The following is a 929-nucleotide window of genomic DNA, read 5'->3' on the forward strand; positions in this document are numbered from 1 at the left end:
ACCGAGCCTTTTCCATCTTCATGATCGGGTGCGTTGTTCGAGGGTGAGGATGGCGTGGGCGTAGGTGGTGACGCGGTGGGGGCTGGCGCGGACTCGGGTGAGGACGCGCCAGTTCTTGAGGGTGGCGATGCCGCGTTCGACGAGGCAGCGGATGGCGGAGTGGGCGCGGTTGGCGGCGCGTCTGCCTGGGGTGAACTCGTTTTTGTAGCGGCGGTAGGGCAGGTGAACGCCCTCGCCGGCGCCGATGTAACCGCGGTCGGCGACGAGCTGCAGGCCCGCCTCGCGGCAGGTGTCGAGGATGCCGTGGGTGCGGGCGGCGGTCAGGTCGTAGACCGAGCCGGGCAGGCCGTCGGAGACCCAGGCGAGCCGGCCGTAGGGGTCGGTCAGGACTTGCAGGGTGATGCCGTGGTGGCGGGTTTTGACGCTGTAGCAGGCTTTCAGGCGGTCGCGGTCACCGCAGCGGTCGATGCGGACGACGGTGCCGTCGAGCAGCGCGTAGTTCGAGAACGAGCTGGCGAGCCGGCCGACTGCCTGCGTGAGGATGGGTGCTCGTGCGGCGAGCAGGTCGGTGGTCTCACGGATGTAGCGGTAGGCGGTGGCCAGGCCGATCCCGAATCCGGTCGCGAGACGCTGGTAGGTGTCGCCATTGCGTAAATGCGCCAGCACCAGCAGGGCCTGGCGGTTGCTGGACAGGCGACGCCAGCGGGAGCCGATGCTGGTTCGGTGGCGGCGGATCAGGCGTGCGACGTAGTCGAGAGTGCGATTGGACAACGTGATCGCGGACGGATAGAACAACACACGAAGCTCCTGGTCGGCATCGGTTGATCTTGGTCGTGATGCCAGTGCTACCAGGAGCTTCGCCATGTTCAAGGCCGTCGGGCTACACCGATCCGATCTTGTGACCAGCAAGATCAGGATGGAAAAGGCTC

1 protein-coding gene is annotated in these 929 nt (G+C 66.5%); it reads right to left on the minus strand.

Features of this window, described 5'->3' with window-relative positions; genetic code table 11:
• Positions 1-18: 18 nt before the first annotated feature.
• Entirely contained in the window at positions 19-798 is a 780-nt protein-coding gene (locus UK23_RS03665; RefSeq protein ID WP_045309911.1) for an IS5/IS1182 family transposase, read from the minus strand.
• Positions 799-929 lie beyond the last annotated feature (131 nt).

Origin of the sequence: Lentzea aerocolonigenes, from assembly GCF_000955955.1 — a bacterium.
Taxonomy (GTDB): domain Bacteria; phylum Actinomycetota; class Actinomycetes; order Mycobacteriales; family Pseudonocardiaceae; genus Lentzea; species Lentzea aerocolonigenes_A.